Origin of the sequence: Bradyrhizobium altum (assembly GCF_020889705.1) — a bacterium.
GTDB lineage: Bacteria > Pseudomonadota > Alphaproteobacteria > Rhizobiales > Xanthobacteraceae > Bradyrhizobium > Bradyrhizobium altum.
In genome coordinates this window covers 18,182-41,963 of the sequence record NZ_JACMYP010000043.1, presented here as the reverse complement: position 1 = coordinate 41,963, position 23,782 = coordinate 18,182, and the positions used below count along the sequence as shown (strand labels likewise).

Annotated in this window: 22 protein-coding genes and 1 pseudogene; 7 read left to right on the top strand and 16 right to left on the bottom strand. The window is 64.8% G+C overall.

The genetic code is table 11. The features are described 5' to 3' along the window. The first annotated feature begins 581 nt into the window (after window positions 1-581). Window positions 582-2,024 (top strand): annotated as a pseudogene (locus H8B02_RS14190) (catalase). A 237-nt stretch (window positions 2,025-2,261) separates the two neighbouring features. On the opposite strand, the gene H8B02_RS14185 reads toward H8B02_RS14190, so the two are convergent. From H8B02_RS14185 to H8B02_RS14170, 4 genes are all read right to left on the bottom strand, one after another. Next, window positions 2,262-4,601, bottom strand: a complete 2,340-nt coding sequence (locus H8B02_RS14185) for a Tex family protein (RefSeq protein WP_229166812.1) — start codon at window positions 4,599-4,601, stop codon at window positions 2,262-2,264. A 119-nt stretch (window positions 4,602-4,720) separates the two neighbouring features. Then, window positions 4,721-5,575: an amidohydrolase family protein gene (locus tag H8B02_RS14180; RefSeq protein ID WP_229166811.1), complete on the bottom strand. Its 855-nt coding sequence runs from the start codon at window positions 5,573-5,575 to the stop codon at window positions 4,721-4,723. Next, the gene (locus H8B02_RS14175) at window positions 5,572-6,621 is read right to left on the bottom strand and encodes an aldo/keto reductase (protein WP_229166810.1); all 1,050 of its coding nucleotides are present in this window, start codon (window positions 6,619-6,621) and stop codon (window positions 5,572-5,574) included. The genes H8B02_RS14180 and H8B02_RS14175 overlap by 4 nt, the downstream gene beginning before the upstream one ends. A gap of 150 nt (window positions 6,622-6,771) precedes the next feature. Next, a complete protein-coding gene (locus H8B02_RS14170; protein ID WP_229166809.1) occupies window positions 6,772-7,089 on the bottom strand; it encodes a monooxygenase in 318 nt (105 codons plus the stop codon). A 113-nt stretch (window positions 7,090-7,202) separates the two neighbouring features. Between H8B02_RS14170 and H8B02_RS14165 the strand changes: the two genes are divergently transcribed. Continuing rightward, the gene (locus tag H8B02_RS14165) at window positions 7,203-7,748 is read left to right on the top strand and encodes a TetR/AcrR family transcriptional regulator (protein ID WP_229166808.1); all 546 of its coding nucleotides are present in this window, start codon (window positions 7,203-7,205) and stop codon (window positions 7,746-7,748) included. 9 nt (window positions 7,749-7,757) lie between these two features. Here the strand turns inward: H8B02_RS14165 and H8B02_RS14160 are convergent, their stop codons facing one another. From H8B02_RS14160 to H8B02_RS14125, 9 genes are all read right to left on the bottom strand, one after another. Beyond that, window positions 7,758-8,354, bottom strand: a complete 597-nt coding sequence (locus H8B02_RS14160) for a class I SAM-dependent methyltransferase (RefSeq protein WP_312000895.1) — start codon at window positions 8,352-8,354, stop codon at window positions 7,758-7,760. Then, window positions 8,287-8,598 carry a methyltransferase domain-containing protein gene (locus tag H8B02_RS48505; RefSeq protein ID WP_312000893.1) on the bottom strand — a complete coding sequence of 104 codons (312 nt, stop codon included), beginning with the start codon at window positions 8,596-8,598 and terminating at the stop codon, window positions 8,287-8,289. The genes H8B02_RS14160 and H8B02_RS48505 overlap by 68 nt, the downstream gene beginning before the upstream one ends. A 47-nt stretch (window positions 8,599-8,645) precedes the next feature. Next, complete coding sequence (locus H8B02_RS14155) at window positions 8,646-9,578, bottom strand: alpha/beta fold hydrolase (RefSeq protein ID WP_229166807.1); 933 nt, start codon at window positions 9,576-9,578, stop codon at window positions 8,646-8,648. A gap of 9 nt (window positions 9,579-9,587) precedes the next feature. Continuing rightward, on the bottom strand, window positions 9,588-10,631 hold the full coding sequence (locus tag H8B02_RS14150) for a hypothetical protein (protein ID WP_229166806.1): 1,044 nt from the start codon (window positions 10,629-10,631) through the stop codon (window positions 9,588-9,590). A gap of 239 nt (window positions 10,632-10,870) precedes the next feature. Continuing rightward, entirely contained in the window at window positions 10,871-11,992 is a 1,122-nt protein-coding gene (locus H8B02_RS14145; RefSeq protein ID WP_229166805.1) for a branched-chain amino acid ABC transporter substrate-binding protein, read from the bottom strand. A 234-nt stretch (window positions 11,993-12,226) separates the two neighbouring features. Continuing rightward, entirely contained in the window at window positions 12,227-12,724 is a 498-nt protein-coding gene (locus H8B02_RS14140) for a hypothetical protein (protein ID WP_229166804.1), read from the bottom strand. 36 nt (window positions 12,725-12,760) lie between these two features. Next, a complete protein-coding gene (locus H8B02_RS14135; protein ID WP_229166803.1) occupies window positions 12,761-13,978 on the bottom strand; it encodes an acyl-CoA dehydrogenase family protein in 1,218 nt (405 codons plus the stop codon). Between the two features lie 169 nt (window positions 13,979-14,147). Beyond that, window positions 14,148-15,167: a DUF4424 domain-containing protein gene (locus H8B02_RS14130; protein ID WP_229166802.1), complete on the bottom strand. Its 1,020-nt coding sequence runs from the start codon at window positions 15,165-15,167 to the stop codon at window positions 14,148-14,150. Between the two features lie 37 nt (window positions 15,168-15,204). Beyond that, window positions 15,205-15,645: a hypothetical protein gene (locus tag H8B02_RS14125; RefSeq protein ID WP_229166801.1), complete on the bottom strand. Its 441-nt coding sequence runs from the start codon at window positions 15,643-15,645 to the stop codon at window positions 15,205-15,207. Between the two features lie 125 nt (window positions 15,646-15,770). Here H8B02_RS14125 and H8B02_RS14120 point away from each other — a divergent pair, with 125 nt between their 5' ends. After that, complete coding sequence (locus tag H8B02_RS14120) at window positions 15,771-16,106, top strand: hypothetical protein (protein ID WP_229166800.1); 336 nt, start codon at window positions 15,771-15,773, stop codon at window positions 16,104-16,106. Window positions 16,107-16,145: 39 nt separating this feature from the next. On the opposite strand, the gene H8B02_RS14115 is transcribed toward H8B02_RS14120, so the two are convergent. Further along, the gene (locus H8B02_RS14115; RefSeq protein ID WP_229166799.1) at window positions 16,146-17,126 is read right to left on the bottom strand and encodes an AraC family transcriptional regulator; all 981 of its coding nucleotides are present in this window, start codon (window positions 17,124-17,126) and stop codon (window positions 16,146-16,148) included. 370 nt (window positions 17,127-17,496) lie between these two features. On the opposite strand from H8B02_RS14115, the gene paaG reads away from it, so the two are divergent. Both paaG and paaZ read left to right on the top strand, forming a co-directional pair. Continuing rightward, the gene (gene paaG / locus H8B02_RS14110) at window positions 17,497-18,288 is read left to right on the top strand and encodes a 2-(1,2-epoxy-1,2-dihydrophenyl)acetyl-CoA isomerase PaaG (protein WP_229166798.1); all 792 of its coding nucleotides are present in this window, start codon (window positions 17,497-17,499) and stop codon (window positions 18,286-18,288) included. A 115-nt stretch (window positions 18,289-18,403) separates the two neighbouring features. Then, window positions 18,404-20,431 (top strand): phenylacetic acid degradation bifunctional protein PaaZ, encoded by a 2,028-nt coding sequence (paaZ, locus tag H8B02_RS14105; protein ID WP_229166797.1) that lies wholly within the window; start codon window positions 18,404-18,406, stop codon window positions 20,429-20,431. Between the two features lie 8 nt (window positions 20,432-20,439). Here the strand turns inward: paaZ and H8B02_RS14100 are convergent, their stop codons facing one another. Continuing rightward, complete coding sequence (locus tag H8B02_RS14100) at window positions 20,440-21,093, bottom strand: TetR/AcrR family transcriptional regulator (RefSeq protein WP_229166796.1); 654 nt, start codon at window positions 21,091-21,093, stop codon at window positions 20,440-20,442. Between the two features lie 174 nt (window positions 21,094-21,267). Further along, window positions 21,268-22,188, bottom strand: a complete 921-nt coding sequence (locus tag H8B02_RS14095) for a LysR substrate-binding domain-containing protein (RefSeq protein ID WP_229166795.1) — start codon at window positions 22,186-22,188, stop codon at window positions 21,268-21,270. Window positions 22,189-22,300: 112 nt separating this feature from the next. Here H8B02_RS14095 and H8B02_RS14090 point away from each other — a divergent pair, with 112 nt between their 5' ends. Then, on the top strand, window positions 22,301-23,062 hold the full coding sequence (locus H8B02_RS14090) for an ABC transporter ATP-binding protein (protein WP_229166794.1): 762 nt from the start codon (window positions 22,301-22,303) through the stop codon (window positions 23,060-23,062). Continuing rightward, window positions 23,059-23,781 carry an ABC transporter ATP-binding protein gene (locus H8B02_RS14085; RefSeq protein ID WP_229166793.1) on the top strand — a complete coding sequence of 241 codons (723 nt, stop codon included), beginning with the start codon at window positions 23,059-23,061 and terminating at the stop codon, window positions 23,779-23,781. The genes H8B02_RS14090 and H8B02_RS14085 overlap by 4 nt, the downstream gene beginning before the upstream one ends. Window position 23,782 lies beyond the last annotated feature (1 nt).

Sequence of the window (23,782 nt, the reverse complement as noted above, 5' to 3'; positions counted from 1 at the left end):
GCCACCGCCGTGGCCGCCACCGAAGCCACCACCGCCACCATGTCCGCCACCGCCACCGCCGCCGCCTCTGGCCAGGGCTGCGGGTGCAAGCGCGACGCTGACTGCGAGCGTCGCCGCCGTGAGACACGTGAGAAGCCTGTTCTTCATGAAATCCTCCCTGATTGGGACCGCGGCAAAACCTCGTATCGCCGCACGCGAGCACGATCAGAAGACGCAAGCGGACCGCCGACTTCAACTTACAAATGCGCCAGATTCTGACGCAGGATTTAGGATTGGCGAACGGGCGCGGCCATGCGGCAATCACCATGATCGGAGCCAGGATTTCGTTGGCCGAGATCGACGGAAATTTGGCCGGAATCAGCGGATAGCGCTCGTTGAAGCGATCCGCCCGGTTTCTTAATCGTGAAGCTCTCGAGGAATGACGGCGTCCTGGAGAGATCGCAGATCCGGTTCACAATTTGTCGATCAAAGGGTCTCCCCTCCTCGCCGGCCGTAACCCAACCACGATGCAATCGCCTTTCACCCGGCTTCGGGGCCGGCGCCGGGAAGGCGAAGTGCCGACCTTCAGCAAGGGGCTTTCGATGAGCGACGAGATCAAAAGACCGTTTCTGACCCACGCCTCCGGCGCACCTGTTGCCGATAATGTGAACATCCTGACGGCGGGGCCGCGCGGGCCGGCGCTGCTGCAGGACGTCTGGCTGATCGAGAAGCTGGCGCACTTTCATCGCGAAGTGATCCCCGAGCGACGCATGCACGCCAAGGGCGCGGGCGCGCACGGCACCTTCACCGTCACCCACGACATCACGCGCTACACCAAGGCCAGCATCTTCCCGGAGATCGGCAAGCAGACGCCGATGTTCGCGCGGTTCTCGACCGTTGCCGGCGAGCGCGGCGCGGCGGACGCGGAGCGCGACATCCGCGACTTCGCGCTGAAATTCTATACCGACGAAGGCAATTGGGACGTGGTGGGCAACAACACGCCGGTGTTCTTCTTTCGCGATCCCCTGCGCTTCATCGACCTCAACCACGCGATCAAGCGCCATCCGCGCACGGGCGTGCGCGACCCCGACATGAACTGGGACTTCTGGACGCTGCTGACGGAAGCGCTGCACCAGGTCACCATCGTCATGAGCGAGCGCGGCATCCCGAAGAGCTTCCGCCATCAGCACGGCTTCGGCAGCCACACCTACAGCATGATCAACGCGAACAACGAGCGCGTCTGGGTGAAATTCCATTTCCGCACCCGGCAGGGTGTGCAGAACCTGACCGACGCCGAGGCCGAAGCACTGATCGGCAAGGACCGCGAGAGCCACCAGCGCGATCTGTTCTACAGCATCGAGCGCGGCGATTTCCCGCGCTGGACGCTGTTCATCCAGGTGATGACGGACGCGCAGGCCAAGGCCTTCCCGTTCAACCCGTTCGATCTGACCAAGGTGTGGCCGAAGGCGGATTATCCCCTGATCGAGGTCGGCCATTTCGAGCTCAACCGTAATCCGGAGAACGTCTTCGCCGAGGTCGAGCAGGCGGCGTTCACGCCGGCCAATGTCGCCCGGCATCGGCTATTCGCCGGACAAGATGCTGCAGGCCCGCCTGTTCTCCTATGGCGACGCGCAACGCTACCGGCTCGGCGTCAACCACCACCAGATCCCGGTCAACGCGCCGAAATGTCCGTTCCACAGCTATCACCGCGACGGCGCGATGCGCACCGACGGCAATCTGGGCGCACGCTGACCTATTGGCCGAACAGCCATGGCTAGTGGACCGACCAGCCGTAGCCGAACGAGCCGCCGCTCGAGATCTCCGGCGCGGCGGCACATTGGGATCACCGCGTGGACGACGACCACTGGCAGCGGCCGGGCGATCTGTTCCGCAAGATGAATGCCGCACAAAAGCAGGCGCTGTTCGACAACACGCCAGGTCGGCCAAGCGTCGAAGCACATGTTGCGAATTGCAGCAAGGCCGATCCCGCCTACGGCAAGGGCGTGGCGGACACGCTCGCGCGGCTTCCCGACGGAGAGCTGTAGCCGGGACAGCCCATCCGCCCCGTCATCCTCGCGCAATGGCGTAGCGATTGTCGCTGGAGGTGCGAGCTCTTGCGAGCCTCGAAGGATGCACGGCCCCGTCTCCGGCCGATTCATCCTTCGAGGCCCGCTCCGCGGGCACCTCAGGATGACGGGGACGGCTTAGACACCTCGGTCAGACGCGTCACGTGGTCGATTTTCGAACGGGGCCGGCAGCCTTGGCTGCCGCGCTCACCTCGCTCAGGTCGGCTTGCCGCGCCCGCTCTTCTCGGCCGCGCGGCGCAGCGCCTCGGCGAGCGCGCCGCCGCCGGACTGCTCCTGCGGACGGCGCGGAGCCGACGACGTCATCTTGGCCGAGCCGCGCGAGAAGTCGCGCGACGGTCCCGCATTGTCCTTCTTCGGCCCGATCTCGTCGTCAAGCCGCAGCGTCAGCGCGATGCGCTTGCGTGCGACCTCGACGTCCAGGACCTTGACCTTGACGATGTCGCCCGGCTTCACCACCTCGCGCGGGTCCTTGATGAAATTCCTCGACATCGCCGAGATATGCACCAGGCCATCCTGGTGCACGCCGATATCGACGAAAGCGCCGAAGGCGGCGACATTGGTCACGGTGCCTTCGAGGATCATGCCCTTCTTGAGATCCTTGACTTCCTCGACGCCGTCCTTGAACACCGCCGCCTTGAACGCCGGACGCGGGTCGCGGCCGGGCTTCTCCAGCTCGCGCAGAATGTCGGTGACGGTCGGCAGACCGAACGAGTCGTCGACGAACGATTGCGGCCTGAGCCCGCGCACCACGTCGGCATTGCCGATCAGCGCCTTGATGTCGCTCTTGGTCGCCTCGAGGATACGGCGCACCACGGGATAGGCTTCAGGATGCACGCCGGATGAATCGAGCGGGTCCTCGCCGTTGCTGATGCGCAGGAAGCCGGCACACTGCTCGAACGCCTTCGGTCCGAGCCGCGGCACCTCCTTCAGTGCCTTGCGCGACTTGAACGGGCCGTTGGCGTCGCGGTGCTGCACGATGCTCTGCGCCAACCCCTGCCCGATGCCCGACACCCGTGAGAGCAGCGGCACCGAGGCGGTATTGGCATCGACGCCGACCGCGTTCACGCAGTCTTCCACCACGGCATCGAGCGAGCGCGCTAGCTTGGCCTCGCCGAGATCGTGCTGGTACTGGCCGACGCCGATCGCCTTCGGATCGATCTTGACGAGCTCGGCCAGCGGATCCTGCAGGCGCCGCGCAATCGAGACCGCGCCGCGAATGGTGACGTCGAGGTCGGGCAATTCGTTCGAGGCGAAGGCGGAGGCCGAGTAGACCGACGCGCCGGCTTCGGAGACCACGATCTTGGTCATCTTGCGCTCGGGCAGCCGCTTCACGAGCTCGGCGGCGAGCTTGTCGGTCTCGCGCGAGGCCGTGCCGTTGCCGATCGCGATCAGCTCGACGCCGTGCTCGATCGCGAGCTTGCCGAGAATGGCCAGCGCCTCGTCCCAGCGCCGTTGCGGCTCGTGCGGAAAGATTGCCGTATGCGCCACCACCTTGCCGGTGGCATCGATCACCGCGACCTTGACGCCGGTGCGATAGCCGGGATCGAGCCCCATGGTGGCGCGCGGGCCGGCCGGCGCCGCCAGCAGCAGGTCGCGCAGATTTGAGGCGAACACGCGCACCGCCTCGGTCTCGGCCGCGGTCCACAGCCGCATCCGCAGGTCGATGTTGAGATGGATCTGGATCTTGGTGCGCCAGGCCCAGCGCACCGTCTCCGTCAGCCACTTGTCGCCCTTGCGGCCCTGGTTGGAAATCGCAAAGCGGTTCATGATCCTGAGTTCGTAGAGGCCAGGCACGCCGACCACCGGCTCCTGGGCCTCCGGCTTGATCGCGAGGTCGAGGATCTCTTCCTTCTCGCCGCGGAACAGCGCCAGGATGCGATGCGACGGCAGCTTCGGCAGCGGCTCGGAGAAATCGAAATAGTCCTTGAACTTCTCGCCTTCGGTCTTCTTGCCGGTGCGGACGGTCGAGGCCATGACGCCGTTCGACCACATCTCCTCGCGCAGCGCGCCGATCAGGTCGGCATCCTCGGCGAAGCGCTCGACCAGGATCGCGCGCGCGCCGTCCAGCGCGGCGGCGACGTCGGCGACCTGTTTTTCGGCATTGACGAAGGGCGCAGCGGCCTCGTTCGGATCGCTCTCGGGCTGCGTCAACAGCTGATCGGCGAGCGGCTCGAGCCCGGCCTCCTTGGCGATCTCGGCCTTGGTGCGGCGCTTCGGCTTGTACGGCAGATAGATGTCTTCCAGGCGGCCCTTGCTGTCGGCGGCCATGATCTGGGCTTCGAGCGCGGCATCGAGCTTGCCCTGCTCGCGGATCGAGTTGAGCACCGCGGTCCGGCGTTCCTCGAGCTCGCGCAGATAGGTCAGACGCTCTTCCAGTGTGCGCAGCTGGGCGTCATCGAGCGCGCCGGTGAGCTCCTTGCGGTATCGCGCGATGAACGGCACCGTGGCGCCGCCGTCGAGCAGCGTCACCGCCGCCTCGACCTGCTCGTCGCGAACTCCCAGCTCCTGCGCAATCTGATGATGGATCTTTGCCACGCTTGTCTCTCTCACCCCGTTGCGCCGCCAAATCACCGATGGCGCGGACGTCGCTTATGGACCATCCCGGAATGATTCATCAAGGCGCGCTGTGGATCAAATTTGGCGCGCCGCACGCGCTATTTCCGGGATGTTGGCCGTCCGCGGCTTGACAAATAGACCCGCGCCGCATTGCCGCCGAAAATCGCAGCTCTTGCCTCACTTGACAAATCAGCAAGCAAGGCCTCTGCCGCCGCGAACCATTGCGCATAGCCGCCGGCGAGATTGACGACGGGCCAGTCGCTGCCCCACAGCATCCGCTGCGGCCCGAAACATGCCAGCGCATGTTCCACCGCCTCGCGCAAATCGGCGACCTGCCAGTTCGGCGCCGCCTCCGTCGCAAGGCCCGACAGCTTGCAGACGACGTTGGACCGCGCGGCAAGGCTTGCGACGTCGTCCTTCCAGGCCGCAATGTCGCCGGTTGCGAGCTGCGGCTTGCCGAAATGATCGAGCACGAATTGCAGGTCCGGATGGCGATCGACCACCTGAACGAGCCGCGGCAGATGGCGCGGCAGCACCAGTGCGTCGAACACGAGACCGTACTGCGCCATGGCCTCGAGCGGCGCCGCCAGTTCCGGCCGCAGCAGCCAGTCGTCGGCGGCGATGTCCTGCACCATCGGCCGCAGACCGACCAGCAGTTCGCGCCCGGCGATCATATCGACCCGCGTCGCGGCATCGTCGGCATCGAAGTCGATCCAGCCGACCACACCGCGCACCAACTCCGCGCCTTTGGCGACGTCGAGCATGAACGCCGTCTCCGCCTCGGTCGGCGCCGCCTGCACCAGGATCGTGCCCTCGATGGCGGCCGCGGCGAGATGCGGCATCAGGTCGGCCAGGCCGAAGTCGCGGTAGATCGGCCCGCGCTCAGGCGTCAGCCAGCCGTAATCGGCGCGCGCCAAGGTCCACACATGGTGATGGGCATCGATCCGCATCATGCCGGCACCGGCGCGTGCTGATCGAGCAGCCCCTCGGCTTTCAGGTCGCGCCACAGCGCGGCGGGGACGGGCGACGACAAGGCGGCGGCGTTGCGCTCGACCTCCTGCGGCGTCTGTGCGCCGAGCACGACGCTCGCGACCGCCGGATGGCCCAGCGCGAAATGCAGCGCGGCGGTCGCGAGCGCCACACCGTGCACGCGGCAGACGCGCTCGATCGCCGCCACCTTCTGCATCACGTCAGCCGGCGCATCCTTGTAATTGTACTTGGCGCCGGCAACCGCGCCGGTCGCCAGGATGCCGGAGTTGAACACGCCGCCGAGCATCACGCCGATGCCCTGCGCCTGCGCCAGCGGCAGGAACTCGGCGAGCGCCGGCTGCTCCAGCAGCGAGTAGCGGCCGGCGAGCAGCATGGTGTCGAACGTGCCAGCCCTGGCGAAGCGCACACACATCTCGGCCTCGTTGACGCCGATCCCGATGCCCTTGACCACGTGCTCGGCGCGCAATTTGTCGAGCGCGACATAGGCGCCCTCCATCGCCTCGCGGAACCTGGCCTCGATCGCATCAGCACCATGGGTCCAGACGTCGACGTCGTGGATCAACAGCAAGTCGATATGATCGGTGCCGAGCCGCAGCAGCGACTGCTCGACCGAGCGCATGGTGCCGTCATAGGAATAGTCGACCACCGCACAATGCGGCTGGCCACCGACAAAGTTCGAGCCGTCACCGCGGCCATGGAACGCGTCCATCCAGCGCCCGACCTTGGTGCAGACGACGATATCGTCACGCGCCACGCGGCGCAGCGCGGTGCCGCAACGATGTTCGGCGAGACCGTGCCCATAGAGCGGTGAGGAATCGAGCAGGTTCACTCCCAGCGCAAACGCCCGCTCCGCTGCCGCGATCGCTGTGGCGTCGTCGAGCCGCGCGAAGAGGTCGCCGAGCGGCGCGGTGCCAAAACCGAGAATGGAGACATCGAGCCCGGTGCGGCCGAGCCTGCGGCGTGGCAGCGCCGACGCAGGCGCCGGATCTGAGGATGGAGATTGGTTCACCGTGACGGCTCCCTTGCAGTTTTCTTGCTTGCAGGGAGAGTAGCCTCGCAGGCGCGTCGAACACAAGCGGACGCGCGTCACGTGCGGACACGCCGTCAAGCGACGGTCGAAAGTTCCGTGCCACTGTGGATCTGACGTGACGGCGCGATCCTATTCGTCGTCGGAGCTGATCTCCTTGGTCACATTGTCGACCACGACGGGGCTCTCGAAATATGTGACCGTCGGATCGGCGCCGTATTTCTCCCGGGCGCGGGCGCGCCACGTATCGGTGTACAGCGCTTCCGCCTCACCCCTCGAGTTCCAGAAATAGATGCCGCCGGCCGTCATGCCGTCCTCGGACAGCACATAGGTCTTGCGAAACAGCCCCGGCACGTCGCGATAGAGCGGTGCGGTGCTCAGGAAGATGCTGCGCGCTTCCGCGCGGGTGACCGGCTTCGGCAATCTGAACGTCGTGACGGCGGTGATCATTTGGACCTCCTGGGCATCATTCTTGACATGATTGTCAATCTTGACGATAGTGTCAATAATGATCTGCTGGAGCGAATCGCATGGTAGGCGTGCGTCAGTTTGACGAGGACGAGATGATCGCAACCGCGCTCGACGTGTTCTGGCGCAAGGGGCTGCACGACGCGACCATGCAGGACCTCGCTGCGGCGACCGGCGTGCAGCGCGGCAGCCTCTACAACGCCTATGGCGACAAGGAAGCGATCTTCCTACGCGCCTTCGATCAGTATACCGGGCAGTTCCTGGAGGCGGCCGGCAACGCGTTGTCCAACGCCGACGCCGCGGCGGGGCTGAGGCGCTTCTTCGACATGATCATCGTCAACATGACCGACGGTTCGCCGCCACGCGGCTGCCTGACCACACGCACAGCGCTCGACGCGGCCATTTCAAGCACGGATGTGCGTCAGCGGGTGCAGGATGTACTCACGCGGCTTGAGCAGCTGATCGGCAAGGCCATCGGCACGGGGCCGGGTAAGCGCAGCGCGGCCGATGCGAGCCGGCTGGCGCGCGTCATCGTGACGTACACCCGCGGGTTGGCCGTGATGGAGCGCGCCGGATACAGCCGCAAGCAGTTGAGGGAATTGGCCGGGACGTTCATCGACGCGGTCGTTGACAATGCCTGAGGTCGCGGTTCAGCCCGGCTGCCTGCGCGACCATGCGCCGACGAAGGTCGGCAGCGCAAAGACGCCATGCATGGCGACCACCTCGCTGCGCAGGCGCTCGGCAAAACTGTCCAGCGCCAGATCCGCTTCGGTGGCGACGCCGAGCTTGACGATATGCGGCAGATTGCTGCGCAGACCGCTCGCCATGTAATCGTAACCGTCGAAATCCGCCCCGCCTCCGGCCGGCGCAAACAGGCCCATGCGCGGCGCGGGAAGCCCGGCTGCCACGAAGGCGCCGTGCAACGACAATCCCATGCGGTTGTTCAGACCCGCCCGCTTGAACATCTCCTTCACGGTGCCCCACGCCTGCGACAGCAGCGGCGACGGCGGATTGGCGATCGGCCCCTCGCCCCAGTCGAGATCCTGGAACGCCACGACGCCATCGGGCTTGACGTGCCCGAGCAAGTGCCGAATCAGCGCCGCGGGATCCTTCACATAGATCAGCACGAGCCGGCCGACGACCGCGTCGAAATCCCGGTCGAGCTTGATCGTGTTGATGTCACCGACCTGGAACGAGACCTGGCTCAGGCCGAGCGAGCGCGCCGTGCCCGCCGCCTCCTCGACGATGGCGGGGGTTGCTGTCGACCCCGACGACCGCGCCGCTCTCGCCGACCAGGCCAGCGGCGATGAAGGACACGTTGCCGGCGCCGCTTCCGACGTCGAGCACCTTCATGCCCCGCGAGAGCCCGGCCTCTTTCAGGAGTTGCCATGTGGACACATCGTAGAGCTGCGACTGGCGCTTGAGCCTGTCGGTCTCCGCGGTCGAACGCCCCATCACATAGTTCGGATCGTAACCGGACGTCTCTTGCATGGATCTACCCGTCTTCGGTTCGTTAATGGAGGCGGCCGCGCCCGTACTCACTCAGGCTGCAGGTTCGACAGGAAAGCTTGCAGATCCGCCGCGAAGCGTTGCTCGAACGCAATAGAGCGATGGGGTGAATGGCCGCATCCCTCATAGCGAACGATGTCGGCATGCGGATTGTCGTGCGCGAAGCGCGCATCGTGGTCCTCCAGCAACGCCGCCCCACATCCAGGATCGGCCTGAACGATCCTGACGGGACAGAGGAATTCCCGTTCGATCGGAATCGCCGCAAGAACGGAGGTTGCAACGTTTCCGTCCGCCCAGCACCGCCCGTCTTGCCGCTGCAGCGCAGACGCATGGCTCAACAGATGTCGGGAGCCGTAATGATCGCGGCCGATCCCGCCCATGGGTGTCGGAGAGTCTGCAAGGAACGCAAGGTACGTCCCGAGTGGCGCGCGCGCCTGCTGCCACGCAGCCTGACGCGCGCTGACGATCGAAAACAGTTTTGGGAATGCCGATTTCTCCCACTCGCCCGGCTGCCCAAGATACCATGGCGGATCCTCGAGGAAGGCGGCGCGCACATTGGCATCACCGCGCTGTGCCAGCACACCGGCCACGCAGCCGCCGAGTGAATGCCCGACAATCACCGCCGGACGCCCGATTGCCCCCAATGCAGTCTCCGCGTCCGAGACATAATCGGCGAGCGCGTAGCTCGGGGCCCGATCCGAGTGCCCGTGTCCCCGGAAATCCAGGGTCCAGACCCGATATCGGTCCTTCAGCCGGCCGCCGGTTTCCTGCCATGTGTCTCGGCTGAGCGACAGGCCGTGCAGAAACAGGATCGGTTCACCGTCCGGCGGGCCATCGACCGAAGCCGCAAGCCTGACGCCGTCATTGTCGAGCGTAATATCGGTCACCAAACATCTCCGTTGCGAAATAACATCAGCATCAGGCACCGGCCGGCTGGCTTGCAGTTCGGCATGACCTGCCATCCGCCGGTCTCAGCGTCCGATCTGCCGGAACTTGTCTGTGAGGCCGTCGAGATAACCGACCCAGGTCGAATTGATCGGCTGGTTCTCGATCAGCGCGTGAAAGCGGATCATCATGCAGATCAAAAATAGCGGCTGGATGAATGCCGCGCGCACCGTCACCGCCAGCAGGGCCGCGATGAAGACAGTGACCATGGCGCCATATTCCCTGACAGCCTCCGGCAACCAGACCGTCACCACGCCGGCGGGGACCAGCAGCAGCAGGCAAAGCAGGATGCTGAGGATGCGCTCGACGATGACCATCCAGACCGACGTCGCCAGGATCGGCTTGGCGTTCTGGCAATAATAGACCAGTCCGTCCTGGATGTTGCGCTTCGGATCGGCGCCGCCGCGCGCCAGATCGTAGGACAGCACCACCTTGTCCAGATAGCGCGTCGCGGCCGACAGGATAGTGTTGAGCAGACCGACGATCGCCTTCATGCCGGGCGCCGGCAGCCAATCGCCGAGCGTATCGAGCGCATTGTGAAACGCGCGGAGCACGGCGCGGATCAGCGCACCAAGTCCGAACAGGATCGCGACCTCGCCGAACCGGTCCATCACGATCCGGCGGCCGTAGGCGAACTGCCCTTCGCTGCCGTTGCCGATGCGGCCATGCGTGATCAGCTCGGTCAGCACGGCGACATGGCCGCAGGCGATCATGTGAAGCGTGTAGCGCAGGATGGCGCCCCAGATCCATCCGCCGAGCAACAGGATGCCAAGCAGCCAGCAATAGCCGAACACGCTGGCGACATGGGTGCCGAGCCAGACCGCGCCGCCCACGGCGACGATGGCCCAGACCACGCACGCGGCGGCAAAGCCCAGCAACACGCCCCATCGCGCCAGCGCATAAGGCAGGGTCTCGAGCAACAGCTTCAGCGCGGCGCCAAGACCGTGATCGCGCACCAGCAGCGGGTAGGAGTGGGACGGTCCTTGAGACGGTCCTTGGGATTGTCCCGCAGCGTGCCAATCGGCTGAACCGCCGCAGCCGCCGCCATTGCTCAGGCTTATGTCAGACACGTGTTGCCTCTTGGGTTGCCGTGATCGATCGAGATTGGATTCAAAGGGATCGTTGTTGCGGGATCAGCTCGACGCGATGACTGATGCGGCAACCTGCCCAAGGGCAGCTTGTCCGCCGCAGACCAGGCGTCACAGCGCCAACACCTCGGGGCTGGCAGAGGGTTGGTCCGTTGGCGCTGTGAGCCGGCGCTCAGGCCGCGACATCGATCAGGGAGGAGCGCCGATGTCGCGGCCAGCGATCATTGACCGGCCGCAGGCAGCTCGGCGTAGTTGCCGTCCTTGTCGCGGCGGTAGACGACGTAGTCGATCAGGGTGATGTCACCCTTCGGCGTGTAGCTGATGTTGCCGAGCACGGTGTCCCAGTGTCCACTCTTGATGGTCGCCGCGATCTTCTTGGCGTCCGTGGTCTGGGCGCGGGTGACGGCCTGGCTCCAGATCTGGAACGCGGCATAGCTGTAGAGCGTGTAGCCGTCCGGATCGATGCCCTTGTCCTTGAACTTCTTCAAGGTCGCGGCCGCGGTCACCTTCTTGCGCGGATCGGGCGAGAAGGTGAACAGCGAGCCCTCGGCAAGCGGACCCGCGATCGCGGCGAACTGCTTGTCGACCAAGGCGTCGCCGCCCATCAGCACAGCATTGACGCCCTGCTCGCGCATCTGGCGCAGGATCAATGCCGCCTCGGCGTAGTAGCCTCCGACATAGACGAAATCGATCGACTCCTTCTTGAAGCGGGACACCAGCGCGGCAAAATCCTTGTCGCCCTTGGTGTAGGCTTCATAGAGCTTTTCCTTCACGCCCGCCGCGTTGATGGCGTTCTTCGTTTCGTCGGCAAGGCCTTTGCCGTAGGTCGTCTTGTCGTGGATGATCGCGACGTTCTTGGTCTTGTAGTTCTTGATGATATAGGCGGCCGCGACCATGCCCTGCTGGTCATCGCGGCCGCAGACGCGGAACGTGTTCCACAGCCCGCGCTCGGTGAAGAGCGGGTTGGTCGAACCCGGCGTGATCTGCAGCACGTTACCTTCGGCATAGGCGTCCGAGGCCGGAATCGAGGTCGACGAGCAGAAGTGCCCAACCACGAACGGAATCTTCGCGCCTGCCATCTTCTCGGCAACCGAGACCGCCTGCTTCGGATCGCAGGCGTCGTCGCCGACTTCCAGCTTCAGCTTCTTGCCGAGCACGCCGCCCGCCGCATTGATGTCGGCGATGGCGAGGTCAGCACCGTTCTTGAACTGCTGACCGAAGCTCGCCTCCGAGCCGGTCATCGGCCCAACCACGGCAACACTGATATCCTGGGCCATGGCCGCGCTGGACAATGCCAGGCTCGTGCCAAGCGCAAGAAAGTATCCTCGAAGTGCAAACTTCATCATATTCTCCTCGATGGTCTCAAGTCGCCTCAATGCATCGCAATCGACTGGTATCGCCGGCCGCAACGATCACCGGGGCTGCCTTGTATGCGCGCGATGAGCAGCAGGCTCGGACTGAGGCGACGGGGGATTGGACATATGCGACATTAGGCAACAATGTGAAACACGTTGCCGTGCATTGGCGCCTGGAATCGCCCTGTGTGCGCGTCAGCACACAGCTGATGGCTTGTTCGATCACGGCCGCACCAACAGCTCGGACTCCGCCGGCTTGACGTCGGCTCCGACCGGTGGTGCTGCCGCCTCAACATCGCCTTTCAGCTCGATCTCGTAGTAGCCGCCGACCTTGATCGCACCCCATTGCGTCGAGACCGCCAGATTGATTCGTTGTCGCGCCGGCAAATCGGCATCGGTGTGCCGGCGGGCGATGCCGCCCTGCGACAGGACCTCGATGTGGGACAGCCGAACGCCGTCCGCATTCCAGAAGTCGAAGTTGAGATGTTGCGGCAGCGGACGGCCGGCCACGCCCATCTCCTTGAAGGCGAGCTCGACATCGACATGGCCCGGCCCCGCCATGAAGCTGTAGTAATGGCCGCTGATATCATTGGTGATGTTGGCGCGATTGACACCGACGCCGAGCACCGTCGGTTGATGTGGATCGGTGGACTGTGCCGATGCCGGGCCAGCCAACCCGCCGATACAGAAAAGCAGGCGCAGAGCAGGCTTCAGGACCATCCTTGGCATGCTCATCATGTGCGGAACGCGCCGGCGCTAATTCGGGTTGGCAGCTTGGGGGCGCGCTTCCTCGCGGTCATCGGAGAACAGCAAGGGCGTCGACCGCATGTCCGCGCCGAGATACGCCTCACCAGCCATCTGATAGTTGGCCGGTGCCAAAGTGAGGTGCTGGACGGCAGCATGGACGTCCCGCACGCAGCGTTCGAGCCCGCAGCTCACGTCCAGCGCGGACGAGCCGCCGGCACCGAACATCAGCTCGGTCGCCTGCTTGGCCGTGTTCGCCGCATGGGTCGAAGCCAGCCACAGCGTGGCGCGCTCGGCAACGCTGAGCACCTCGCCGGCACTGACGGCCTGCCACGCCTCTTCCAGCTTGCCGTAGAGGAAAGCCTGTCCCGAACCCAGCAAGGCCTCGGCGCGGCCGAAATCGGCCTGGATCAGCGCATCCTCACGGAGCAGCTTGCGCGAGCGCGACGCGATCTTTCGTCCGACGAGCTCGACCAGAATGTCGATCGCGTGGCGGGCGATGCCGAGCGGCACGGCCGCAAGTGCCGCCCCGAACAGCGCGATGGTCGGAAACGCATAAAGCGGCCCCTGCTCCACCGGCGGTTCGCGAAACGAGAGCGAGCGCGCGGATGGCACGAAGGCATCCGCGATCGCATAGTCATGGCTGCCCGTGCCGCGCAGCCCGATACTGTGCCAGGTGTCGATGATCTCGCATTGCGCGGTCGGAAACAGCATGAAGCGCATCACCGGGGTGCCGTCGGGGCGCAAGCGCGGTTGGTCGCCGTCGAAGATCCGGCAATTGCCTATCATCCAGCCGGAGTGTTGGCAGCCGCTTCCGAGCGGCCAGCGGCCTGTGACGCGATAACCGCCATCGACGATCCTGGCGATGCCGAACGGCCGCAAGGCTCCCGCCGTCCGGACCAGCGGATCGCTGCCATAGATGTCGCGCGCGGCGTCCTTCCCGAGATAGCCGCCGAACACGCCATAGGCGCCCCCGATGGCCATGCACCAGCCGGCGGCACCGTCGGCGCGCGAGATCTCCTCGACCACCCGAACGAGAGTCATCGGCTCAGCCTCCTCGCCGCCGATGGCGCGCGGAACCCATAGGCGGAAGAGCCCTGCTTGTGCCATCGCTTCGATCAGCGGGACAGGCAGCCGCCGCGACCGCTCGCTCTCCTGCACGGATGCCTGAACCCGCGGCGCGAGCGCAGCGGCAGCATCGACGAACGATGAAGTGGTGGTGTCAGTCATTGGTGGCCTCGCTGGTTGCTATCGGTGAATCGCCCCGCTCAAGCTGATTGCGCGGGGGCTGCCTTTTAGGCGCCCCAATGATGCGCGGCTCGGACGGATGCGACGGGGAATGGGACGCATGCGACATCATGCAACCACGTTCGTAATCACTGCATTGCTTCCGCCCGCGCTAATTCGGATTCGGAACGAAGATGACAATCTTCAGGTCTCGTGACGGCCTGAAGTTCGAATGGCGGACCTCGAAGCGAGTCGGTCCCGTCTTCTTGACGCCATCGGCACAGAAGCTGACCAAATTGTTGGGCTCGCCCTTGTCGATTGTGAGGTGAAAGTCGCCGATCGGTGCCGCCCAGTTGGCGCCGGTCGAGAGCACATAGGCAATCGACCGCTCGCTGAACGGCGGATAGGGCGCGCGCCTCGTCGCACGCGCCCGCTCGATGGTGCGGATCAGATCATCGTCGATGCAGTATGAAGCAAGGAACGCCGGCGCTTCCGGATTGCTGCGCCAATTGTCGCCGCCGATGATGGTCTGCACCGAGCCGCCGACGCTCGGACGGTAGGTCTGCTCGAACGTGATCTCCCGGCCCGCAGGGAAGCTCTGCGTCCAGGTATAGGCCGAGCGCAACGTCCAGGTCGGCACCAGATGATCCTGCATCGGGCCGCCCGACCCGTAGGTCTCGATGGCGCCGACACCGAGCTTGACGAGCTCCGGCCAGTTCGATTTCGGCAACCGGTCGAGCAGCTCGCCCGCCGGTCCCCTGATTGGCATCAGGGGAATTCCGAGCTTCCGCAGCAGCGCCGTCTGATCCGCATCGTTCGCAAGCGCCGTCTGTTCGAGATGCGGCGCGGCCGCCCTGCCGTCGACCGCGACGTGGAAATCAAAGATGTTCTCGGGATCGTCGGTGGGGAGTCCGATATTCTCGTCCCCCTCTTTGCCGACAATGTCAGGCATCGGGAACGCGATCATGATCGTCTTGTCGGCAGCCGAGGTGTTGAAGAACCGATAGACGATCCGGATCTGCTTCTCGGAGATGAACAGATCCTCGGAGCGCATCACGATATCGGCGTCTTGCTTGAAGCGCAGGCCACCGGTTTCCAGCGCAGCGGACGTGTCGTTCGCCCGCGCGCACCAGGGCATCAGGCCGGCAAGCAGGACTAGAAAGGCCCCTTTGGCTATCGGAGGCATGGTCATTCCTTCTCTCTTGATTGGGGGAGCAAACTCGCGGCAGTCAGTCGCATCCGTCCTTGACCGGGAAGAAATCGGAGACGTCGACGTGCGTCGTCTCGATCGGCAGCACGCCCCAACTGTCCATCTCGAGATGACCGCAAAGCTTGACGACAGCGATCGATTTCCGGCCCTGCCAGGCCGTCACCGTGAATCCGATCGGGACAGCACTGCGCTCGAAAACATGCAGCTTGGCAATGCCGGCGGCAGCGCCGGCCGCAAGCGAGATCGTGATCTCGCCGGCGCTGTTGCCACCAGGCCGGATCGGCGATTGCCGCGGTGGTCCAAACGAGAGTTCGCTGCCGGCCGAGACCGCGACGGTCTGCTGGAACCCGTTCTCGATCCTGAGCACAGGTTTTGCACCCGCGGCCTCGGTGGCGATCGGCGCTATTCCCGCTAGAAGGCAGAGAATCACTGGTGCTGATCGAATGAGTGAAGTCGACATAAGCCCAATCCTTCCTGAATGAGTGCGCCCAACACTCAACAGGTTCGCGATGGCCGCGATCTTTTCTCTTCGACATCACACGTCATGCCGGACGACAGGCTTGCGAGCGCGCCGACGCGCCCTTAATGATCGGCTGCCTCGCACGACTTCCGATCGCCATGAAGATAGACAAGCGCCTTCTCGCACAATTTCGTTGGACGCTTCGATCCGCCGCGCTCGTTGCAATGGCGGTCATCGCGGCAGCAGCGACATCAGCACCCGACAGCGCGATCCGTTGGGATGCGAAGAACGCGTACCTCAAATGCGACGGCGCGATCGACGGCACCATCGCCTGGCCTTCGGGGCCGCAGGCGACATGCGTCGCCATGCTGATGTGCGCGAACGAGCGCGCGCTATCCGCAGAGCGTCATCAGCGGCTCATCGAACAGATCCGGCGGGTGCCCGGTTGCGGAGAGCCGTAAGGAGCGGTCGGACGGCACAAGGGGAATTCAGGCGTTCGGTCAGGAACGCCGCGGCACCGCACGAATATCCGATGGCGTCGCGCCGTAGTGCCGGCGGAAGGTACGGTTGAAGTAGGAAAGATCACCAAACCCGACTTCGAACGCAATCGTGCCGATGGTGCTGCGGCTGTGGCGCGGATCGGTCAGCAAATGATGCGCGCGCGCCAGCCGTTGGCCGAGCACGAATTCCGAGAATGTCGAGCCTACGCCCTCGAACAGCCGCTGGATATGGCGCGGCGTGAGCTTCAGCCGCGCCGCGACCGCGGGCAGTGTGAGGTCGCCATAGCTGAGATTGTCGCTGATATCGGCCTTGACCGCGGCAAGCCGCGCGGCCGCCAGCCCGCCATCCTCCGCGGCAACCGCCGCGTCGCGATTGGCGCCGATGATCAGCGCACCGAGATCGGTCAGATGCTTGACGACCGCGTTCCGCAGCTCGGGAGTCGAAAGCTGATAGCTGTCGTCGAGTTCCCTGATGTAAAGCGCAAGCAGCCGCATCGCTTCGGTGTTCGCCGGCAACGGGCGGATCAGCATGTCTTCGGGATCGTGAACCAGCGAGGCGAGCGCCTTGCGCGGCAACCGGAGGCCGACGAAGCGGCTCGGCGACACCGGGACCACCATGGTGCCGGCTTCCGCGCTCGACTGCAGTACGGCCTGACCCGGGCTAAGCTCGATGTCGCGGCCACGCTGTGATGCGCGCACGTTGCCGCTGGTGATGATCGTCAGCACGAGGTCGTCATTGCCGTCGAGCAATTCGCGCGGCCGCGCGATCTTGAGATTGCTGCACGCCCAGGATCCGATCCCGAGCCCCGACAGTTCGCGCACACTCGCTTCAGCATGGAACGCGCCGTCGTCGAGCGGTTCCGGATCGAGCTTCACGATCATCCGCCCGATCTGCTCGCGAAAAATCGGCAAGCGGTCCCGCTCGCCGAAATGCGCGGTCGAGAATCGAAACCCTGTGATATCGCCCGACTGCATTGTCATCGGCTCGCCCCATGGTGGCGGAAGTCGCCGCTCATATACGGCTGATTTGTGGCGGCGCACAGCGCAGCATGGGCGCCATGCAGCGCGGCTGCAAACGTGAACCTTTCGCGGGTTCCGCCGATGGCTCGATCTGACAAGTGTCAAGCATCGCGCATCAGCTTCGCAAATACGCAGCGCAGCGCGCGCGACGCTCATCTGACGTCGTGCGCGAGATCGCGACCGGGAATAGAATCGTCCTCGATCGATAAACCGGAAGACGCCGTCCATGTCGGAGTGTGGACAATTATAATTGACTGACCGGACGGTCAATAGTAATCCAGACGCAGGTCACGCGACCTTCGGTCATCAGAAGCCGCAACGGGAGGTAATCATGGTCAGCGATTTGGTGTTGACCGATATCCGCGACGGATATCGCGTGCTGGCGCTCAACAGGCCCGATCGCCTGAATTCATTCAGCGCCGAACTGCACACCGCCTTGCTCACCGCGTTGACGGACGCCGAGCAGGACAGATCCTGCCGCGCGCTGATCCTGACTGGAGCCGGACGCGGATTCTGCGCCGGCCAGGATCTTTCGGACGGCGTCTTCACGCCGGGCAAGACGCCGGATCTCTCCGTGCGGATTGAAAAATTCTACAACCCGCTGGTGCGCAAGCTGCGCGGCATCCCGATGCCGGTCGTGTGCGCGGTCAACGGCGTCGCGGCCGGCGCCGGCGCCAACGTCGCCTTTGCCTGCGACATCGTGATCGCGGCACGGTCGGCCAAGTTCATTCAGGCCTTCGCCAAGCTCGGCCTGGTCCCGGATTCCGGTGGCACCTGGTTCCTGCCGCGGCTGGTCGGACCTGCCCGGGCACGCGCCTTGACCCTGCTGGCCGAGCCTGTCTCCGCAGAACAGGCGCAGTCATGGGGCATGATCTGGAAGATGGTTGAGGATGCGGATCTGATGACCGAGGCTCACGCCCTCGCCGCCAACCTCGCGACGCAACCCACGGATGGCCTGGCGCTGATCAAGCAGGCGCTCGATGCGTCTGAGACCAACACGCTCGATGCGCAGCTCGACCTCGAGCGCGATTTCCAGGGCCGCGCCGGGCGGACGTCGGATTTCGCCGAGGGCGTCACCGCGTTCCTCGAGAAACGCGCGCCGCGCTTCGTCGGACGCGCCTAGACGCAGGATTGAACATTCCGCCGCCACGGCAAGACGCAACATAGATCACAGGTCAAAGGGTTCGATTTCAATGACACAGCCTCAATCCGGCGCCGCGCGAGCGGCAGAGCCTGTCATGAAGCTCAACAGCTTCGTCCGTGGACATTGGACCGGTTCCGGCGAACCGGCTGCCGAGATTCACAGTGCCGTGACCGGCGATGTCGTGGCGCTCGCGACCAGGAGCGATCTCGACATGCGCGAGATCCTCGCCTATGGCCTTGCGGTCGGCGGCAGGAATCTCCGGAAACTGTCGTTCCATCAGCGTGCGGGCCTGCTGAAGACGCTGGCCGACTATCTGAGTCAGCACAAGGACCGGCTTTACAAACTGTCGCTCCATGCGGGCGCAACCCGCACCGACGCCATGATCGACGTCGATGGCGGCATTGGCACGCTGTTCGCCTATGCCAGCAAGGGACGCCGCGAGCTTCCGAACACCAGATACCTTCTCGACGGCAACGTCGAGGGGCTCTCCAAGGGCGGCGCATTCGCCGGTCAGCACATCGTTACGCCATTGCACGGCGTTGCCGTGCATATCAACGCATTCAACTTCCCGTGCTGGGGCATGCTGGAGAAGCTGGCGCCCGCGCTGCTCGCCGGCGTTCCCGTCGTCACCAAGCCCGCGACCGTCACCTCCTATGTCGCCTACGAGCTGGTGCGGATGATCACCGAGTCCGGGGCACTGCCGGAAGGCGTGCTACAGTTCATCGTCGGATCGACCGGCGACCTGTTCGACCATCTCACCTGCCAGGATGTGGTGTCCTTCACGGGCTCGGCCGACACATCGCAAAAGCTGCAACGGCATCCGGTCATCGCGCGCGAAGCGGTCCGCTTCATCGCCGAGCGGGATTCGCTCAACGCCGCGATCCTGGCGCCGGACGCCGTGCCGGGAACCCCGGAGTTCGACCTCTTCATCAAGGAAGTGGCGAAGGAGATGACGGTCAAGGCCGGGCAGAAATGCACCGCGATCCGCCGCGCATTGGCGCCGGCAGCGCAGATCGACGCCGTCATCACGGCGCTGCGCGAGCGTCTCACCAAGGTCACGATCGGCAATCCCGAGAACGAGAAGGTCAGGATGGGACCGCTCGTCGGCCTCGCCCAGCGCAGCGATGTGCTTGCTCATGTGGCGCGGCTTCGCACCGAGGCCGAACTGGTGGCCGGCGATCCCGACAACGTCCCGCTCATCGACGCCGACGCCAAACGCGGCGCGTTCGTCCCGCCGCTGCTGCTGCACTGCTCCAAGCCGCTCGCCGCAACCGCGGTGCACGAGATCGAGGCGTTCGGGCCGGTCTGCACCGTGATGGGCTATGACGATCTCGACCAGGCCGTCGCGCTGACCAATCGCGGCGGCGGCAGCCTGGTCGCATCGGTCTACACCCACGACATCCCGGCCGCGACCGAACTCGCGTTCGGCATCGGCAGCTTTCACGGCCGTGTCGCGATCATCGATCGCGATTGCGCGACCGAGCACACCGGACACGGCTCACCGATGCCGCAGATGGTTCACGGCGGACCGGGCCGTGCCGGCGGCGGCGAGGAACTGGGCGGCGTCCGCAGTCTCCAGCACTACATGCAGCGCACCGCGTTGCAGGGTTCGCCGGCGATGCTAAGCGGCGTAACCGGCCGCTGGTTCAAGGGCAGCCCGGTGCTCGAGGGTGACCTGCACCCGTTCCGCTATCACTACGACGATCTCGAGATCGGCCGCACGCTGGTCTCGAAGGCGCGGCAGATCACGCTCGACGACATCGAGCACTTCGCGCATTTCACGGGCGACACCTTCTACGCCCACATGGACGAGGAAGCGACCAAGGGACATCCGTTCTTCCCGGGCCGAGTCGCGCATGGCTACCTGCTGCTGTCGTTTGCGGCCGGCCTGTTCGTCGACCCCGATTACGGGCCGGTGCTGGCGAATTACGGCCTCGACTCGCTGCGCTTCGTGAAGCCGGTCCAACCGGGCGAACAGATCCAGGTGCGCCTGACCGCGAAGGAGAAGACGCCGCGCAACAAGCAGTATGGCGAGGTGCGCTGGGACGTCGAGATCACGACCGGGACCGGCGAGACCGCGGCGACATATGAACTTCTGACGATGAATGCGATGCGGGCGTAACGCGCAGCTCAGAGCAACGCGGCCTGCCGGCTTCGGCCGGCGGGCTTTGCCTTGCTGCGCGGCCGGGTGGCGGCCGCATCCGCAGCACCCGCCAACACCAGTTGCGCGACGAAGTCGGCATATTCAGCGCGGGTCATCGGCCCGCCCTCGCGAAACCACATATAATGCCAATTCAGCATGCCGAACACGCTCATTGTCAGCGGCTTGAGGACGCGCTTCTGCTTCGCCGCCGGCACGGCCGCGGCGAGCACATCTGACATGATCCCGACCAGGATCCGCTCGCTCGCAAGCAGCGGCTGCCGCTTGTCCTTCGGCAGCAGCTTGAGACTTGCGATCTGGACCTGATGCTCGGCGTCGGCATGCCGGTAGAGCTCGAGCAGGGTCGCAACGATCGTTCGGAAGCGCTCGACCGGATCGCCGGCCTGCGCGCTCGCCTTCCGAACTGCCGCCACGAGCTTCTCGAGATGCGAGGACAGGATGTCGAAAAGGATCGCCTCCTTGTCGGGGTAATAGTGATAGAGCAGCGCCTTCGACACACCGCACGCGTCCGCGATCGTGTTCATCGACGTGCCGACATAGCCCGACGCGGCAAACAGCTCGGCCGAGCGATGCAGCATCGAGAGGCGCTTGTCGTCGTAGTCCTTGGCGCGCGATCGGGCCATGTCTTTCCGTTCCATCGGCCGGCTAATCGGCCTTCGTCCAGAGATGTGAATCAAATGACGGCAAAATTCCGGGATCACCGCCCTGCTTGCGCCGGGCCGCGTCCGAACCAGCATTTATTGACCATCCGGTCAAATAATTCCATGGCTGAGTTGGAATGGCGCCTCTCCGGGCCGCTAGTCCAACGTGAACGGCTCCGATCCGGGATAGGAATGGGCGACGAACTCGCAGAAGGCGCGGGCCGCCGGTGAAAGCGTCGCGTTGCCCTTCCAGGCAAGCCCAACATCCATGGTATGGACGTCGTCATCAAGCGTCTTGAGCTCGATGCGATGTCCCTCGAGCGACCAGGGACGGTAGACCATGTCCGACAGGATGGTGATCCCCATCCCGGTCGCGACCATGCTGCGGACGGCCTCCACCGACAGGGTGCGGAAGATGACGTTGGGCACGTGCGCGGTGTGCTGCCAGTAGCGCATTGCGGAGCGCTCGGCTTCGTCGACGGTCAACATGAGATAAGGCTCGCTCGCGAGGTCGGTCAGCTTGATGTTGTCCTTGCGCAGCAGCGGATGATTGACGCATGTCCACAAGCGACGCGCCGAGCGCAACAGCAGTCGCGAGCGAATGGAGTGCCGGTCATGCAGGTTCGCGATCAGCATGATGGCCGCATCGACGCTGCCGCTGATCAGGCTCTGCTCGATCGCATCGCGTTGAAACTCGTGCAGCCGGACCGTGATGCCCGGGAAGGACCGCCAGAACCGCGTCAGCAGCGGCGGCAGGAAATATCCGGCAACCGTATAGCTCACGGCCACGTCCACGGTGCCGTCGACCTGTGTCCCCCAGCGATGCGGCCCCCGCGTCGCATCTGACACGCTCGCCTCGATCGCGCGGGCGCGCTGCAAGAACTCGTGGCCGTCAAACGTCAGCGTCACGCCGTTGGAATGGCGGTCGAACAATTTGCGGCCGAGCTCGGCCTCAAGGGCCTTGATCGACGACGTGACCGCCGATTGCGTCACGTTCAGAGCTGCCGCGGCCGCGGAAACGCGTCCGCTTTCCGCCGTCGCGATGAAGTGCCGAACCTGACGGAACGTCAGAGACATAAAAATTTCCGATATCAGCGAACGATATTTCGAATTTTACAATCACGCGACGGAACGGAAAGATCAATCCGTCGGTTCCGGGTGAGAAGGCGTTGGGATGATGTCCGAAGGTTTGGAATTGGTCGCGCGCGGTGTCAGCGTCCAATTCGAAGGCCTGAAAGCGCTGTCCAACGTTACACTGGCCGTGCCGCGGGGGCATATCGCCGGACTGATTGGCCCCAATGGAGCCGGCAAAACCACTCTTATCAATGTATTGACCGGTTTCCAGCCGGTCGGCGCGGGCACCGTGGAGCTGGAAGGCGAACCACTCAACGGCATTGCAGCGCACATGCTGCGACGCAAAGGCGTGGCAAGGACCTTCCAGTCAGGCCGGCTTTTCCGCGACCTGCCTGTGATGGACAACCTGGAAGTAACCGGCGTCGGCCTCGGTCAAGGCCGTCCCGACGCCATCAGCGAGGCCGAGCGGGTGATGGCCTGGCTCGGCATTTCGCATCTCGCCAACAGCATTGCCGGCGCGCTGCCCTATACGGACGAGCGCCGCGTTGCCATCGGCCGCGCCATCATGGGCACGCCGCGATATCTGCTGCTCGACGAACCGGCGGCAGGCATGTCGGAGCATGAGAGCCACGAGCTCGCCGCCATCATCCGCAGGATCGCATCCGAGCTCAATGCTGGTGTGCTGCTGATCGAGCACAATATCGGCCTCGTGCTGGAGCTCTGTGAGCGCATCTTTGTGCTCGATTCCGGCGAGATCATCGAAGTCGGCCCGCCCGCCCAGATCCGCAACAGCGATGCCGTGCGGCATGCCTATATGGGCACGCAGCGCGACGAATTGATTCCACCGGTCGCAGCCGAAGCGGCCGTGGCGTCATGACCGCACTCGTCGTCGACGACATCACGGTCAGCTATGGGCGCCTCACGGCACTCCGCGGCGTGACATTGACGGTCGACGAAGGCGAAATCCTGTTCGTGACCGGCCCGAACGGCGCCGGCAAGTCGACGCTGCTCAACGCCATCGCAGGCGTCGTGCCGCCGGGCTCCGGCTCCATCATGATCGACGGCGCAAGGATCACCGGTGCCGCGCCCGAAGACATCGCCCGGCGCGGGTTTTCGCTGGTGCCGGAAGGACGCAACGTCTTCGGCGCGCTGACGATCGAGGAGAACCTGAAGGTCGGCACCGGCATGCGCGCCGACCGCAAGGCAATCGCCGGCGACCTGGATCGGGTCTACCAGGAATTCCCGATGCTGGCCGAGCGCCGCCACAGCCCGGCGGGCATGCTGTCCGGCGGCCAGCAGCAGATGCTGGTCATTGGCCGCGCGCTGATGGCCGCGCCCCGCATTATGGCGATCGACGAGCCGTCGCTGGGCCTCGCGCCGAAGATCATCGACCAGGTCTACGAGATCCTGCTGCGGCTGCGGGCCCAGCGCAAGCTCACGCTGCTGATCGTCGAGCAGAGTTCGACGCGCGCCATGATGACGGGCGGGCGGATGGTCCTGATCCGCGGCGGCCGCATCGTGCTCGAGGGCCCCGCGGCCGACATGGTCAGGGATGATCGCCTGAAGCAGACCTATTTCGGCTTCGGAGATCACTGAG